Source organism: Staphylococcus sp. GDY8P67P (genome assembly GCF_017892545.1).
In the GTDB taxonomy this organism is placed as follows: domain Bacteria; phylum Bacillota; class Bacilli; order Staphylococcales; family Staphylococcaceae; genus Staphylococcus; species Staphylococcus ureilyticus.
This window is the reverse complement of sequence record NZ_JAESLH010000023.1, coordinates 24,105-40,618: the sequence shown is the minus strand read 5'-3', so window position 1 is coordinate 40,618 and position 16,514 is coordinate 24,105. Positions and strand designations below refer to the sequence as shown.

Sequence of the window (16,514 nt, the reverse complement as noted above, 5' to 3'; positions counted from 1 at the left end):
GATATTTCACTTCTGTTTGTATGACCCCGACGGGACTCGAACCCGTGTTACCGCCGTGAAAGGGCGGTGTCTTAACCGCTTGACCACGGGGCCATGGCTCCACAGGTAGGACTCGAACCTACGACCGATCGGTTAACAGCCGATAGCTCTACCACTGAGCTACTGTGGATTAATTTGAATGGAGCGGGTGATGGGAATCGAACCCACAACATCAGCTTGGAAGGCTGAGGTTTTGCCATTAAACTACACCCGCTTGATAACGATTATGGGGCGGTTGATGGGAATCGAACCCACGAATGTCGGAACCACAATCCGATGCGTTAACCACTTCGCCACAACCGCCAAAAATAAAATGGTTCAGGACAGAGTCGAACTGCCGACACATGGAGCTTCAATCCATTGCTCTACCAACTGAGCTACTGAACCTTAATGGTAAATCAATAATGGCGGTCTCGACGGGAATCGAACCCGCGATCTCCTGCGTGACAGGCAGGCGTGTTAACCGCTACACTACGAGACCAAACTATGTAATTGCGGGAGGCGGATTCGAACCACCGACCTTCGGGTTATGAGCCCGACGAGCTACCGAACTGCTCCATCCCGCGTTAATATTATTAATGACGCCTACCTATTAAATATACCATAATGTCATTACAAAATCAACATTATTTTAAAATTAATTTACAAATAATTAATTTATAATTAAAAATTAAATGTCATAATGAGTGGTTAAGCTCCCCTCATTTCTGAATACTTATTTAGTATATTAACTTTTGTAGCTTTCGTCAATGCTTTCATTAAAGTATTTTGTGTAAAAAAGGAATATAACTATAATATTATAATTTTAGTTAAGAAATGACACATATTTGTTTATTTTTATAGCTTGCTTATATTTATTTACTTAAAATATAAGCAAGCTATAAAGACTATTCATTTTATAATTGAAATATAAAACTTATTTCCCCGTATTGTGCTGTATAATTATAGACCGTCGTAGGTTTATTCAATCTATTTACTCATGATACCCATCATTTTACTTTGTAAATTTGTAAATGTCGTGAAACCATCATCTTCCATGAAGTGTCCTCCAAAATCAGTAATTTTACATTTGCCATTCAATTCATCCATTAAACGCTTTGTTTCTTTGTAAGAAACATGTTTATCGTCTTTTGCACACAAACCATAAAATTTATTCACTTTTTCTTTAACTTTATCATAGTTAATGATTTTATCATCTAATTTCAACGACTCATCAATCTCTTGTGCATCCTCTTTGAAACCTGAGATACTGAATAAACCTTCAATATTGTTTATGTTTTTATTTTGAATAAATTCAAGTGAAGCAATTGTACCAAAACCATGAGTTACAAAATAGGTATCCTGTTTACGTATATGGATCTGTTCATTCATAACATTGAGCCATTTACGTATATCACTATTTTGTTCTTTCGGAATGTTAAAAAGTGTAACTACGTAACCTTCTAATGTAAGATTATTTGCTAACCATTCATACCAATGATTCGTTGAATCACCTAATTTTGAATGTACTATTACTATATCTGTCATAAATCAATCCCCCATTTACAAATATTACTTTTAAAGTATCTCATATATATCACCAGTATTGTAAGTTTCAACTTAGTAAAAAAAGCCAATTCTACAATAATTAAAAATTAACAAAGTAGAAAATGACTTTTTTATTATTTATTTAGATTTCATCTAAAATCTCTTCAACCGCTTCTTTTCCTTGCTTTATGCAATCAGGTAACCCAACAGCCTCAAATGACGCACCAGTAATACGTAGTCTAGGATAATTATGTCTTATATGCGATTGTATCAATTTAATTTGTTCAATATGTCCTACTTGATATTGAGGCATACTTTTAGGTAAACGATTTACAATACTAAAATCAGGCGAACCTTTAAAGGTCATCATTTTACTCAAATCATTTTTCACGATTTTCACGAGTTCTTCATCTGTATGATCGTCAACTACCGTATCACCTGGTTTACCAACATAAGCTCTAATTAACACTTTACCTTTAGGTGTTGTAAATGGCCATTTCTTACTTGTCCAAGTACAAGCCGTGATATTCGTATCGCTTGTACGAGCAATAACGAATCCTGTGCCATCATAATTGTTGATGATATTTGCCTCGTCAAATGCAAGTACGACTGTTGCTACTGTTGTAGAATCCATGTTTTTAAAATAATCAAAAGCAGGATCATTACCAAACCATTGTAAGAAATTTTGATGTGGCGTTGTAACTAAGACACTATCATAGATGCGCTTCTCATTGACTGTTTTAATTTCATATTTTTTCTGTGACGCTGTAATATCTTTAACAGCTGTTTGATATTTAATATTAACACCTTTTGCTACCAAATCGTCTCTTAAACATTCTATAAACGAACTCAATCCATGTCTAAACTGTTTAAATTGTCCCTTAGGTGCACCTGGATAAAGTTCACGTTGTTTTATTCTTTGCGCCTTCTCATATCGCATTCCTTTAATAAGGCTACCAAATTGTTCTTCTCTTTCTTTAAACTCAGGGAAAGTACTCATTAAACTAAGCTCGTCAATATTTGTGCCATAAATACCACCCATTAATGGTTCTATTAGATTTTCTAGCACTTCGTCACCTAACCGCGTTCTAAAAAATTCACCAACCGACATATCGTTATCCATATCTATAGTTTTTTTAAACAAATCCATTCCAGCTCTTAACTTACCCAATGGAGAAATTAATTTTGTTTTGAGAAATGGTTTGATGTCGGTCGGTATTCCTAAAATAGAACCGCCTGGAATCGGATAGAGTTTATTTTTAGCATATATATACGATTGCCCAGTTTTATTAGTAATGAGTTGATCTTCAAGTCCTATATCTTTGGCTATATCTGTCATAATTTGTTTTCGTCCTAAATAAGATTCTGGACCTAATTCAATGGTATAGCCCTCATTACGATATGTTTGTATTTTCCCGCCTACTCTATTAGAAGATTCATAAATTGTGACATCGATGTCAGGTCTTTTTGATTTGATAAAATATGCACTGGATAAGCCTGTGATGCCTGCCCCAATAATTGCGATACTCTTAGTCAATGTGATTCACGCTTCCTTTAATAAACATTTTTAATTTCATCTACGATTGCACCAATAAATAGTGAATCTGTATTAGGCATTGCTGGACGGAAGTAATTAACGCCTAACTCATCACAAATTATTTTGCATTCATAATCATTATCATATAATACTTCCAAATGTTCACATACAAAGCCTACAGGCGTATAAATAAAGTTTTTATAATTATATTTTTCGAATAAGTTTCTAGTTAAATCTTGAACGTCAGGGCCTAACCAAGGTGTCCCAGTATTACCTTCTGATTGCCACCCTTCAGCAACGTGAGTAATGTTTGATTTAGCTTTTAATAATTCAGCAGTATCATGCAATTCATTCGGATATGGGTCATTATTTTTTTCTATAAGTCCTTTAGGTAAACTGTGTGCTGATACTACTAAGACTGTTTCATCATGTTCTTCTTTTGGTATTTGCTCTAAAGTTTCATTTACCTTTTCAGTCCAGTATTGGATGAATTTTGGTTGTTGGTAATAATGTTCAACATGGTTTAACGTAATACCATATTTATCCGCTTCTTCTTGTGCACGCTTATTATAGGAACCCACTGAAAAGCTTGAATAATGTGGTGCTAGTACCACAGTAACAGCTTCATCTATACCTTCTTTATTCATTGCCTTTACAGCATCTTCAATAAACGGATGGATGTGTTTCAAACCAATGTACAACTTGAACTCAACATCAGTATATTGATTATTCAACTCTGAACATAATGCCTCAGCTTGTCGATTCGTAGTTCCCGCAAGTGGTGATAAACCGCCAATAAATTTATATCTATCTTTTAAGTCTTGCAATTCTGCTTCTGTAGGTTTTTTCCCATGTCTAATATCTGTGTAATAAGCTTCTATGTCACTTTCTTTATAAGGTGTACCATAAGCCATTACTAGTAAGCCTACTGTTTTTGCCATTTTAAAATCATCCTTTTATTTAAATTTTTAAGATGTAGATGACATAATTAAATGTAAATCTTGTTCACCTTTTGTATGTCTAACTATCTTTGAGTATATTCGTGAACAAACGTAGTAATTCTTTTTAAAGTTTCGGGTTTAACTTGTGGAAAAACACCATGTCCTAAATTAAATATATGTTTACCATGTGCTAAGCCCTCATCTAAAATCGGTTTTAATCGCGCTTCTATAACTTCCCAAGGTGCTAATAGTAAAGATGGATCTAAATTCCCTTGTAATGTTTTAGTAATATTTAAATCATTAGCTTCTTTAATAGACAGTCTCCAATCTAGACCTAATACATCTATTGGTAAATCATTCCATTCATGTACTAAATGACTTGCACCCACACCAAATAAAATCACGGGTACATCGTATTTCGCCTTAATTCCATTAATTAACTTTTTCATTGCTGGTTTTATATAATATCTGTAATCTTGAACGTTTAATGCACCAACCCAAGAATCAAATACTTGTATGATTTCTGCACCAGCTTCTATTTGAGCTGTCGTATAAGTAATAGACATATCGACTAAATGATCCATAAGCGCAAACCAAGTTGCTTCGTCACTATACATCATTGCCTTTGTAAAATTATAATTCTTAGAAGGCCCACCTTCAATCATATAGCTTGCTAAGGTAAAAGGAGCGCCAGTAAAACCAATCAATGGCACCTTCAATTTTTCTTCAGTTAATAATTTAATCGTGTCTAATACATATGGAACATCTCGTTTCGGATCAATATTCCCTAATTTTTCAACATCTTGTATATTTTTAATCGTATTATGAATTACTGGTCCTATCCCGGACTTAATTTCTACGTCCACCCCTATCGGTTGCAATGGGGTCATGATATCTTTATATAAAACCGCAGCGTCCGTATTATAATTATCTACTGGTAAATGTGTTACGTATGCACATAATTCTGGCTGGTGTGTTATTTCAAATAAAGAGTATTGCTCTTTCAGTTTTCTATATTCAGGCTGTGATCTACCAGCTTGACGCATAAACCACACAGGTGTGTGCTTAACTTCTTTGCCCTTAATCATATCTAGGATTGTATTATTTTTATTATGCACCTTGTAATCCTCCTACATTATAATCATTCTTATTAATATTACCATATCCACTAATTTCCCGTATTCAATCAATAGAAATGTCATAAAAAAGACAAAGTGTGTCACTTTGTTATTCTTAATTATTTGACTATTGTTTTCTAACAGAAATCAATTATAATACTGTTAAAGTCTATTTTACATTTATTTGAAATATTAGAAGTATATATAGTAAATTATAATAGTTATGCAATGTTTCTTAAACAATTCAAGGGGGAAAACTTATGAAAATTTACGCATCTTACGGTACATTTGGTTATTTAAATCAAATTAGACTGAATAATCCAACACATCATCTACTACAATTTTCAGCTTCCGATTCTTCAGTTATTATAGAAGAAACAGAAGGTGAAACGGTTTTAAAACACCCGCTGGCTTATGACATCATTAAGTCTGAAGGGAATTTAGATGAAAATTACTTCTATTCTGTTATTTTTATACCAACATCAGAGGATCATGCATATCAATTAGAAAAGAAATTAGAAAATGTCACAACTGATTTCAAACAATTTGCAGGTTATAGAAGTTATCGCTTTTTAAAACCAAATCAAGGGTTAACATATAAAATTTATTTTGGCTTTAATAGTCGTACAGATTACGAAGATTTCAAAGCGTCTGCCGTTTTCCAAGAAAACTTTGATAAACTAGCACTAAGTCAATTCTTTGGTTCTAGTGGTCAACATTCAAGTTACTTCGAAAGATATTTATTCCCAATTGACGATTACTAATTAAAAATCGCTACTCAAATTTAGCTCTAAGCTAAAACCTGAGTAGCGATTTTTTAATCTGTTAGCAAACTTTCTTGATATTTCAATTTTTTAGTTATATTTCTAATCGTCAACCATCCTACAAGAAAGTAAATGAGACCAAACAAACTATATTGTGGAAAAACAATAGCAAAAGTAACGATAAAAATCACGCCTATAATACACATTAATCTATTTAAAAATTGTTCATATCCTTTAATGACCTTACTATCAGATACAGGCCAAACTTGAGGCCATAGACCATATGCTTGTTGTGTATAAAATTGAGCCATTTGTAACAATATAATATACATAAATAGACTACCAATTAATAAAACTACGATGACTTGATGTAACCATATCATCATAACTAAAGCTATAATAATCAAGCGTAATATAATATTAAATGCGTCTTTACCTCTAGCAAAACTTCTAATAAATAAATAAAGATACATATAGTTTTCATTAAATTTTTTAGGTTTCGGTTTCCACAATAACGGATCTAAATAACTTCTCCTTACTGCTTTCTCTTCTAATTGTTTTACATCCGTAAACATATTTACAAATTTATAATAATTCATATGATGTTGTTGTTCTGTATTAATCATATGCTCCCATGGGAACAAATAGTCTTTGTTTAAATATTTTATCAACAGAGTCAGAGCAACAAGTATAATAACTGAAAAAATACTTGAGATATTTTTAGGATCTAAGGCTACATAATAACCAGATGTAAATATCACAAACAAAATGCTAAATAAAGACCAACGTTCAAGACGAAATTTATACCACTGCCATTTTAATAATAAACCTAAGAGCGGAAATATAATTGCTAGTCCAGCAAAGATAATATAAAATCCAAAAGTTTTGTTATTAATCACATAAAATAATGGAAAAAATATAATAATCAATAATATTTGTATAGGTAACCTTGTTACATAACTATAAATCAAACTTTTTTTCATATATTCAAACATATGATTTTCAAATGGCAATAGAAATAATTTATCTGCATCTTTTAATAAAGTCCTAATTGGAAACATGGATGTGATGGCTGTGATCATACTAGCAATTAAGGCATAATTAAAATGTTTAGGTATTGTTTTCAACCAATCACCATAACCTAAAATAAATGCCCCTAATAAAATTACAAGAAACACAGAAAAGTGACCATTAAATATAAATTTATTATAATAACTTTTCTCTTTTTTGATTGCTTGTTTCCTTAGGTTAAATAATTGTTTAGCTTCTTGTTTCATGAATTTTGGCCACCTTGAGTAACGTGTATATATATTTCATCTAAGGTTTTACCACTTAAACCTGTTTGTTCCCTCAATTCATCTATATTGCCAAATGCTACAATTCGCCCTTTGTCCATTATTAAAAATCTGTCACAGTATTTTTCGGCCGTTGCCAAAATATGTGTACTCATCAATACAGTTCTGTTCTCTTCTTTTTTCTCGACCATTAAATCAAGCATAGATTGTATACCTAAAGGATCTAATCCTAAAAATGGCTCGTCAATGATATATAGTTCTGGATCCACAATAAATGCACAAATAATCATTACTTTTTGTTTCATACCTTTAGAAAAATGACTCGGAAATATATCTAACTCATTTTCTAACCTAAATGTTTTTAATAATGGATTTGCCCTTTTCATCGCTTCCATTTTATCTATATTATACGCCATTGCTGTCATATTAATATGTTCTTGCAACGTTAATTCATCATATATGACTGGTGCTTCCGGAATATATGACAACTTACGTCTATAAGCTTCTACATCTTGTTTGATATCAATATCTGAAATTGTTAACTGCCCTTCCATCGGCGTTAATAAGCCTAACATATGTTTAATAGTGGTACTCTTCCCAGCACCATTCAAACCTATCAGTCCAACAATTTCTCCTTTTTTTAATTCAAAATTTATATCTTTTATCACAGGTCTTTTGCCATAACCGCCTGTTAAATGCTCTACTTTTACTGTCATAAGGCACCTCCACAAATAGTATTGTATCAAAAATCAAACATTGTTCATAAAGTTACTTCAAAAAATGACGGAATTTAATCAGTAATGCTATAATAGTTACTAAACATCTGACAAGGAGTGAAAATTTATGTCTGAAACAATCTTTAGTAAAATAATTAATGGTGAAATTCCTAGTTATAAGGTATATGAAGATGAATATGTTTATGCATTTTTAGACATCTCTCAAGTGACCAAAGGTCATACTTTATTAGTTCCTAAAAAAGTTTCTGCAAATATCTTTGAAACGGATAGTGAAACAATGAAACATATAGGCGTTGCTTTACCTAAAGTAGCAAACGCAATCAAAAAAGCATTTAACCCTGATGGTCTAAATATTATACAAAATAATGGTGAATTTGCCGATCAATCTGTCTTCCATTTACATTTTCATCTGTTACCAAGATATGAAAATGAAGTAGATGGTTTTGGTTATAAATGGGAAACACATGAAGAAAGCATAGGCGATGAACAAAAGAAAAAAATTGCACAAGAAATTGCAGCACAATTTAATTAATTATGCTTACCTGATATGATATAGGGTATATTAAAAATATTAATGACTCAGAAATTTTAGAAATGAGGAGAATTTTTATGAAAACAGCTCAATTATTACTAGGTCTTGGTGCTGGTGTTGCAACTGGAATTGGTGTTGCATTAATGAATCGTGATAAGAAAAATTCAAACCAATTTGAGACAGAAGCGCGCAGACCTACGGGTGCTGAATCTGAATTTGATAAAGAAATCAACACTATAAAGCAAAACGTCAATGATATTGTAAATTACATTTCACAAATCAAATCAGAAAGTACTGAAATTGGCAGTACTATTGGTGATGAAGTGAAAACGATGATTGGTGATTTTAAATCTGATATCGATCCTAATATTGAAAATTTGCAATCCCATATTGAAAATTTACAAAATCGTGGCGAAGAAATTTCAAAAGCATTTGAAAAAGACAAATAATTAACTCAATTAACTAAGAGTTATAACTCACTTGAAAACCTGAGTTATAACTCTTTTCTTTATTACAATAAAAACATCTATGTCTTTAAAATGATGCTGAATTAAAAAATATATAGTACACTCATCTTTCTTTGATTAAAAACTATAATATCCTTACATTATAGTGTTTTGAGAACTTTTCAAACTCTAAAATTAACTTAAAGTTAAACTTGACGACTGTAAGAATACGTTAGATAATACGAAAGTATATTCAATAAATTTTAAAAAGGAGTATGATTGCGTAATGTATTTATGTACACGTCAAATAGATATTAACGCTCGTTTTGGCATACCTAGAATTGCTTTCCTTAGTTTTGTTACTACAATTATCACATTTTTAATTGCATACGAACTTTTATACTTCTTTTCAAATACCAAATTAACAGACGACCACTTTTTAATATTTTTAATTTTAGTAGTGCTTTTGTACCCTTTACATAAATTAATCCACTTATTGTTTTTCTATCCCTATCGTAAGTCATTTAAAAAATATAAATTAGTAAAACATAAGTCTGTGCCTTTTTATAATGTGTATGTAAATACACCTGTTAATAAATATTATTTTTGTTTTGATTTAATCACACCAGCTTTATTTATAACGATTGTTTGCACATTTATAAGTACTATCATTCCTCAATATGGTCATTATTTAATGTTTTTAATTGCTTTGAATTTAGGTTATTCGGTTATGGATTTTCTTTATTTAAAGATCATATTATTTTCAAATGAAGGTACTTATGTTGAAGAACATCAAACTGGTATTAATATTTTAAACAAAGTATCACCTTATACGAATCATGAACTTGATTAAGCAAACAGCAATGTTTGCTTTTTTTATTCGCTCTTTTTTATATAAAATGGTTACAACTATAGTCGTATATATTAGGTTTCTAATTGGTGAAAACGACTTTATATGTTATATTTACGTTGTTATTCTTACAAAAGGAGTTCCCAATCATGAAAACATTTAAAAAAGTTATAATTCCTGTTACTGCTAGTGCATTATTATTAGGTGCTTGTGGTAATAGCGCTACAGATTCTAAAGAAGATACAATTATTTCATCAAAAGCTGGCGATGTTAAAGTTGAAGATGTAATGGATAAAATGGGTGATGAGCAAGTTGCAAACACATCTTTTTCTATATTATTAAATAAATTGTTAGCAGATAAGTATAAAGATAAAATAGACACGAAAGATATTGATAAAGAAGTTGAAAAAGAACAAAAACAATACGGTGGCAAAGATCAATTTGAAAGTATGTTAAAACAACAAAAAATGTCACTTAGTGACTATAAAGAGCAAAAAAAATTACAATCATATCAAAAGGCACTACTGAACGATAAAGTGAATATTTCTGATAAAGAAATTAAAGAATCTACTAAAAAAGGTTCGCATATTTTAATTAAAGTTAAAGAGAATAAAGATGACAAAGAAGGTTTATCAGATAAAGATGCAAAAGCAAAAGCAGAAAAAATCCAAAAACAAGTATCAGAAAATCCTGACAAATTTGGAGAAATTGCCAAAAAAGAATCAATGGATAAATCTTCGGCTAAAAAAGATGGTAGCTTAGGATATGTTATCAAAGGACAAATGGAAAAAGATTTTGAAAAGGCGCTCTTCAAACTTAAAGAAGGCGACGTTTCAAAAGTAGTTAAAACAGATTATGGTTACCATATTATTAAAGCAGATAAAGAAAATGACTTTGATAAAGAAAAAGGTAAGCTAAAATCGCAATTAATCCAACAAAAAGTACAAAAAAGTCCTAAATTACTAACAGACGCTTATAAAGAACTGTTAGATGAATACAAAGTAGATTATAAAGATAGAGATATTAAAAAAGCTATTGAAGATTCCATTCTAGACCCAGATAAAATTAAACAGCAACAACAACAGCAACAACAGCAAGCGATGCAACAAGGTGGAGCTGGTATGACCTCTGGACAATAGAATCATAATTCACAAGTAAACAAGGCAAATGCTAATTTCTAGGGCATTTGCCTTGTTTTTTTATTAATGAAACTAACTTATATTTACTTATTAATTATGCTTGTACACATATTTTTCGAGACGATTGTATTTTATCTCTTGCGCTGATATATAACACAGGATAAACACATATTCAATCTACTTATATCAAATCATACGATGCTCATGAATAGAAAACGATTATCTCACCCCCTACTTCTTACCTTCTAATACGACATATTAATTGTAAATAATCACGGTCAGAAACGAATGATTTTACATATAAAAAAGACTAATCCACGCTAATGAACTGCTCCCTTCAAAGTAGACACTTAAAAATGTAAACTTTGAAGGGAGCATATCAAAATTTGGATTAGTCCTTTACTTTCAAAATGTTTCAATTTTATTTTTTTAAGCGTATATTTTCCGTATCGCTTAATCTAAAGATGTTGGATTGTAAAATTGTCTACCCTCAAGCCCAAAAATACGTTCAGTAAATTGACCTTTTGGCGTTTTCTTATATGCTTTTTCAAACATATTCATTTTTGCATCAATGTTATCGATGAAAAACAAAATTTCTGCCTCTTTCATATGTGGTAGTTTCGGAGAGCCAAATTCCATTTTTCCATGATGTGCTAAAATCATGTGACGCAGTAATAATACCTCTTCACCTTCTATATTTAATTCTCGTGCAGCATCTGCTACTTCATCACTGGCAATAGAGATGTGGCCCAGCAAATTACCTTCAACCGTATATGTTGTTGCAACAGGACCACTTAATTCTTTAACTTTACCTAGGTCATGTAAAATAATAGAACTATATAATAAACTGCGGTTTAAAAGTGGATATATATCACAAATAGATTTTGCGACACGTAACATTGTTAATACATGATAACTTAACCCACTTGAAAAATTATGATGATGTGTACTTGCTGCAGGAAATGTAAAAAATTCTGTTTGATATTTACGCAATAAATGTCTTGTAATGCGTTGTAAATTTGCATTTTCAATCTCTAACATATAATGAGAGACTTCTTCTTTGATTTCTTCTGGTGTGAGTGGCGCGCCGTCTACGAAATCATGTATGTTTAAATCTGCTTCATCTGAAGCTAATTTAATTTTATTAATTTTCATCTGTTTACGACCACGATAATTAATAACATCACCAATAACGTGTACGATTTTTTCTGGTTCTAAAACACGCATATCTTCCTTTGTAGCAGTCCATAATTTGGCTTCGATGTCCCCACTTTTATCTTGAAGATATATCGTCATATAGTCTTTTCCTTGAGCAGTTACGCCTTGTGTCGCTTTATGAATCAAGAAATAGTGATCAACTGAATCTCCAGGATTTAATTTTTCTACATTTCTCATTATTTACCGCCTTCCTCAGGTTTATTCAAAGTAATAATTTGTTTTGAAGGCACACTTGTATCTTTGACACATGTAAAGTATAAAATTTGATAATCATTGGGCATTTGTCTTAGATAATTCATCATCGTTTCTTTTCTATGTTTATCAAAATGTACAAATGCATCATCAATAATTACAGGGAATGGATAGTAAGGTTTTAATGTTTTAATTAAACTTAAACGCAATGCGATATATAGTATTTCTTTAGTAGACTGGCTTAATTCAATTGGTTCGTACATTTGACCATTCACTTGTTTTACCATTAAATCTTCATTCGCATAAGTTACTTGTACATAATTTCCATTTGTTAAATGTGCAAAGATTTCTGTTGCTTCATTTATCACTTGTGGTAAACGCTTATCTTTAATTTGTTTAATATGTCCTTCCACTAAAGATTGTAAGTAACTAAGACTTGCCCAATCTTTTGCTTCATCATTCACTCTATTTTTCAAAATATGGAACTTATGACGTAAATCCGCTAACGTTTTGTCTGTTTCCATATCCGTGATTTTAGCTTTTAAATCACTGACTTCTGACTGCATTTCTAAATATTGATCATTATAATGATCAACTTGTCTTTCTAACACTTCATCTTCTTCAGATAGTTGAGCATATGTTTTTTGACTCAGCATAGAACTAGCTTCGTAATTATAATTTTGGTTTTCTAGATATTTCGTTAAATCATTAAAGCGGTTTAATTGTTGATGATAAGCCTGATATTGAGCATGCTGATGATAATACGATTCTTCATCATTTGCACTTACAAAGTTAAATAACTGTGATATCACATTATTATTCTCATGTAAGCGATGTTTAAGCTGTGATAATTCACTTTCTATTAATGTGATTTGTTCTTGATTCCTATTCCATTTATCTAAATTAGTTGTTTCTTCTTTTAACCATTGATTTACGTCATGAAATAAAGATAATGTGTTGAAAGAAGTAAATTGATTTTGGGTTACTGCTTTTGCATGTTCATAAAATGTATCTAATGCCTGTTGTAACTCAATTTTTTGCTCGTTCAATTCAACAGTATGATTGTCATAATCCTTAATTTTATTCATCGTCGCAATACTATCAATAATGAGTTCGTCTGAAATTTTATCAGATAAATGTAATTCATCTTTAATTTGGTTGATCTCATTCTCTGACTTTGAGTATTGTTGTTGTGCAGATTCTAAATTGGAAGATAAATAATTGGCTTTTTTATCTAATGCCTCTTTCGTTTTAATAGCATTATGGAATTGCTCGCGAATTCTATTTTGATCATCTAAATCAAAGTCCAAATTATAATTGGCTTCTAAATCATTAATTTGGTGTTGCAAATCTTCAATTTCATTAGAAAATGTTTCACTATGTCCTATCTCTTTCGATTTAACTAAGAAGATACCCACGATAAATACAAGAGATAGTAATGCAAATACAATACCGAAGACCAAATTAGCTGAAATAAATGAAAAGATAGTTAATCCAACACCAACAACTGCTAATATAACGAATGCAAATCGAAAAATATTTTGTTTACGTTCATTTTCTTGTTGTTCTTTATCAAAAGCTTCTTTCATTTTTTGATATAAATTATTTTTCTCTTGTAGTTCGAATACACGATTGTTATATTGTTTTTTCTTTTCATAGTTTTCATCAGACACAATATCTTTTTCTAATGCATCCATCTCAGTTTGATTTGTTTCTTTATCAATTTTATTTTCTTCAATATTGCGTTCTAATTGTTGAATAAAAGCAGTCTGTTCTTGCTTATTTTTAATTTGATCGCTTACATGACTCTTCATTGCCTCTGAACTGTCGACTTCATGGTATACATCTTGCCATCCGATATTAGACTTCAAGCCTGATTTTTCACGTTCTTTATCTTGAATTTCTTTTTTAACTGATTTTAATTCGTATTCTTTTTGTTTAATTTCATTTTCTTGTTGTTGTATATGGTTAAAAGCATCAATATCAGATTGCTTAGGTACATTGATTTTTTCATTTTCACTTTTTAAATGCGTTAATCGTTCTTCTCTTAAGCCAATATCTCTTTTTAAATTTTGTGTTTGAATTTTTGCAGATTCATAGCGATCGATGCCTTGTTCAGGAAATGTGACAGGTTCTATATTTAATTGGGTTTCCAATGTTTTCCATTCTTGCGTTTGCTCATGTAAAGCTAATTCCTTTTGTTTACGATCATGCATTTTAGACAATTGGTTTAAATTCTGTTTCAAATTTTCTAAGCGTCGATCTGCTTTATCTTTATCGTCTACTAAACGTTTGTAAGATGACAATTTTTCTTCTTCTTCTCGAATTTGTCGCTCTAATGACTTCAACTCTTCAAGCTGTTGGTTAATAATTGGATTTCTGCCATTTTTCTTATATAGCGCTTCTTTTTTATCATTCAAAATCTCACGCATGCTAGTAAATTCTGTTGATCCTAATGCACCAGCCTGGAGTAAATAGTTTTGTAATTGTTTTTCATCCATATTTTTATGAATATTTTGTAGGCCTAAGACATCAAATGAAAATATACCTTGATATGTACGTTTTGAGATAAAATTAAGTTCTTTCTTTAACCAGCTTTCATCTTTAATGGCACCATTCGGTAGATAAACTTTAACGTCTCCAGTTGCTGCACCTTTGATACGTTCAATTTCTATCAAAGAACCATCATCTTGAATCAATGTAAGTTTTCCGCCGTATTGATTGCCTAAACGTGGCTCTAGTCGTGGTTCATTTTCTTTCTTAGTTGGAAACCCAAAAAGAATGGAATGTATAAATGCCTGTATCGTAGACTTACCTGACTCATTTTCCCCATAAATTTCTGTAAAATTTTCATCAAACTGAATGGATCTTTGAATGAATCTACCATAACCATATATATCTAATGATTTAATCTTCATTTTACTCCCCCCTCATATCTGACTTTAATAATAATTCAGCGCGTTTAATTAATTCTCGACGATCAAAATCATCATAATTTTCTAGGTATTTGGAAGCTTTTGGATTAAGATATAAATCATTCATAGCTAACTCATAAACTGAATTATCTTCTATCAAATCTGCTGAAAATTCTTTGACAAGGGTCGTTTTTTCATCATCTTTATTCTTTATATTCAGATCTTCTATAAACACAAAATTATGCTCATTTTCTTCATATTCACTAATCATTTCATGCACTTGCATTAAATCTTGATCAGAAATAATTTCATCTGAATTGACATTTACTACTAATTGATAAATTGCTTTACCTTCAGCTCTAACTTGTGATTTAAAATCTTGTATTGCGTCAAACAAACCTTGTTTTGAAGTCATGTTTGTATCTATTTCAGCCTTTTCAAAACGAATAAACTGTGTTGGCACAAATTTAGCATTTAGATGTAAATCATCGCCCTCTATTAATAGGCAACCTTTTTCTCCAGTTTCTTTGAAATGACGACCTTGAATATTACCTGGATAATGAATTTGAGGCATATCGCTTAGTTGTTGTCGCTCGTGTATATGACCAAGTGCCCAATAATGATAAAGTTTATTGTTTAAATCTTCTAATCTAAATTCAGTATATCGGTCTTTTGTGTTAGTTTTGCTATATGTACCATGCAAAATACCTATGTGAATACCTTTTTGACCTTGACTTGACGGATAGGCATCAAGTTTATTTTCATAGCTCGCTTCATTTTGATAACTGAAACCATGTAAATATATTTCTTCACCGTTTTTAGTAATTGTTTGATATGTTTCTACATTTTCAGAAAAAACCGAAACGTTATCTGGCCACTCAGTTCCTATAGATGAAGATAATGGATCATGATTACCATGACAAAGATAAACAAATATTTGTTCTTTTGCCAGTCTTTCAAATTGCTCTTTTAAGAACACTTCAGCACGGAGGGTTCTGTTATGACTATCAAATAAATCCCCTGCTATAATCATAAAATCTACTTCTTCATTTAACGCTAAATCCACGATTTTTTTGAAACTTTCATATGCGCTTTTTTGCATATCTTCAAATATCGATTGACTTAAGTAGCTTCTAGACTTAAATGGACTATCTAAATGTAAATCTGCACAATGAATAAATTTAACCATATATTTATAGTTCTCCTTTATTTAAAGGTTTTTATAAAAAGCATGAAAAACAGGCATTGATATTGAGACTTAAAA

General features: G+C 31.0%; 14 protein-coding genes and 7 tRNA genes. 5 read left to right on the top strand and 16 right to left on the bottom strand.

Annotation, left to right across the window (positions count from 1 at the left end; all coding sequences use genetic code 11):
- Positions 1-21: 21 nt before the first annotated feature.
- The 11 genes from KA833_RS10000 to hemE all read right to left on the bottom strand — a co-directional run bounded on the left by KA833_RS10000 (position 22) and on the right by hemE (position 5,162).
- Positions 22-93, bottom strand: a tRNA-Glu gene (locus KA833_RS10000).
- 1 nt (position 94) lies between these two features.
- Positions 95-169: transfer RNA gene (locus KA833_RS09995), tRNA-Asn, on the bottom strand.
- Positions 170-179: 10 nt separating this feature from the next.
- Positions 180-253: transfer RNA gene (locus KA833_RS09990), tRNA-Gly, on the bottom strand.
- Positions 254-266: 13 nt separating this feature from the next.
- Positions 267-342, bottom strand: a tRNA-His gene (locus tag KA833_RS09985).
- 11 nt (positions 343-353) lie between these two features.
- Positions 354-426: transfer RNA gene (locus KA833_RS09980), tRNA-Phe, on the bottom strand.
- A gap of 18 nt (positions 427-444) precedes the next feature.
- Positions 445-520: transfer RNA gene (locus KA833_RS09975), tRNA-Asp, on the bottom strand.
- Between the two features lie 11 nt (positions 521-531).
- Positions 532-605 (bottom strand) — tRNA-Met (locus tag KA833_RS09970).
- A 403-nt stretch (positions 606-1,008) separates the two neighbouring features.
- Positions 1,009-1,566: an alpha/beta hydrolase gene (locus KA833_RS09965; RefSeq protein ID WP_107365852.1), complete on the bottom strand. Its 558-nt coding sequence runs from the start codon at positions 1,564-1,566 to the stop codon at positions 1,009-1,011.
- Positions 1,567-1,708: 142 nt separating this feature from the next.
- Positions 1,709-3,103, bottom strand: coding sequence for a protoporphyrinogen oxidase (gene hemY / locus KA833_RS09960; RefSeq protein WP_070039591.1), 1,395 nt, complete (start codon positions 3,101-3,103; stop codon positions 1,709-1,711).
- A 17-nt stretch (positions 3,104-3,120) separates the two neighbouring features.
- On the bottom strand, positions 3,121-4,044 hold the full coding sequence (gene hemH, locus KA833_RS09955) for a ferrochelatase (protein WP_046207614.1): 924 nt from the start codon (positions 4,042-4,044) through the stop codon (positions 3,121-3,123).
- 83 nt (positions 4,045-4,127) lie between these two features.
- Positions 4,128-5,162 (bottom strand): uroporphyrinogen decarboxylase, encoded by a 1,035-nt coding sequence (gene hemE, locus KA833_RS09950; RefSeq protein ID WP_046207615.1) that lies wholly within the window; start codon positions 5,160-5,162, stop codon positions 4,128-4,130.
- A gap of 260 nt (positions 5,163-5,422) precedes the next feature.
- Between hemE and KA833_RS09945 the strand changes: the two genes are divergently transcribed.
- A complete protein-coding gene (locus KA833_RS09945) occupies positions 5,423-5,926 on the top strand; it encodes a hypothetical protein (protein WP_046207616.1) in 504 nt (167 codons plus the stop codon).
- A 53-nt stretch (positions 5,927-5,979) separates the two neighbouring features.
- On the opposite strand, the gene ecsB is transcribed toward KA833_RS09945, so the two are convergent.
- Both ecsB and ecsA read right to left on the bottom strand, forming a co-directional pair.
- On the bottom strand, positions 5,980-7,203 hold the full coding sequence (gene ecsB, locus KA833_RS09940) for an ABC transporter permease EcsB (RefSeq protein WP_210128397.1): 1,224 nt from the start codon (positions 7,201-7,203) through the stop codon (positions 5,980-5,982).
- Positions 7,200-7,937: an ABC transporter ATP-binding protein EcsA gene (ecsA, locus tag KA833_RS09935; protein ID WP_107525961.1), complete on the bottom strand. Its 738-nt coding sequence runs from the start codon at positions 7,935-7,937 to the stop codon at positions 7,200-7,202. Before ecsA ends, ecsB begins: the two co-directional genes overlap by 4 nt.
- Positions 7,938-8,064: 127 nt before the next feature.
- Here ecsA and KA833_RS09930 point away from each other — a divergent pair, with 127 nt between their 5' ends.
- The 4 genes from KA833_RS09930 to prsA all read left to right on the top strand — a co-directional run bounded on the left by KA833_RS09930 (position 8,065) and on the right by prsA (position 10,925).
- A complete protein-coding gene (locus tag KA833_RS09930) occupies positions 8,065-8,490 on the top strand; it encodes an HIT family protein (RefSeq protein WP_046207619.1) in 426 nt (141 codons plus the stop codon).
- Positions 8,491-8,567: 77 nt separating this feature from the next.
- Positions 8,568-8,939: a YtxH domain-containing protein gene (locus KA833_RS09925; protein ID WP_046207620.1), complete on the top strand. Its 372-nt coding sequence runs from the start codon at positions 8,568-8,570 to the stop codon at positions 8,937-8,939.
- A 283-nt stretch (positions 8,940-9,222) separates the two neighbouring features.
- Positions 9,223-9,789, top strand: coding sequence for a DUF3267 domain-containing protein (locus tag KA833_RS09920; protein WP_046207621.1), 567 nt, complete (start codon positions 9,223-9,225; stop codon positions 9,787-9,789).
- 146 nt (positions 9,790-9,935) lie between these two features.
- Positions 9,936-10,925 (top strand): peptidylprolyl isomerase PrsA, encoded by a 990-nt coding sequence (gene prsA / locus KA833_RS09915; protein WP_204171390.1) that lies wholly within the window; start codon positions 9,936-9,938, stop codon positions 10,923-10,925.
- A gap of 453 nt (positions 10,926-11,378) precedes the next feature.
- On the opposite strand, the gene yhaM is transcribed toward prsA, so the two are convergent.
- Genes yhaM through KA833_RS09900 form a run of 3 tightly spaced genes read right to left on the bottom strand, consistent with a single transcriptional unit; the run spans position 11,379 to position 16,439 of the window.
- Entirely contained in the window at positions 11,379-12,320 is a 942-nt protein-coding gene (yhaM, locus tag KA833_RS09910; RefSeq protein ID WP_046207623.1) for a 3'-5' exoribonuclease YhaM, read from the bottom strand.
- A complete protein-coding gene (locus tag KA833_RS09905) occupies positions 12,320-15,253 on the bottom strand; it encodes an ATP-binding protein (RefSeq protein WP_046207624.1) in 2,934 nt (977 codons plus the stop codon). Before KA833_RS09905 ends, yhaM begins: the two co-directional genes overlap by 1 nt.
- A gap of 1 nt (position 15,254) precedes the next feature.
- Positions 15,255-16,439 carry a metallophosphoesterase family protein gene (locus KA833_RS09900; RefSeq protein WP_046207625.1) on the bottom strand — a complete coding sequence of 395 codons (1,185 nt, stop codon included), beginning with the start codon at positions 16,437-16,439 and terminating at the stop codon, positions 15,255-15,257.
- Positions 16,440-16,514: the final 75 nt, after the last annotated feature.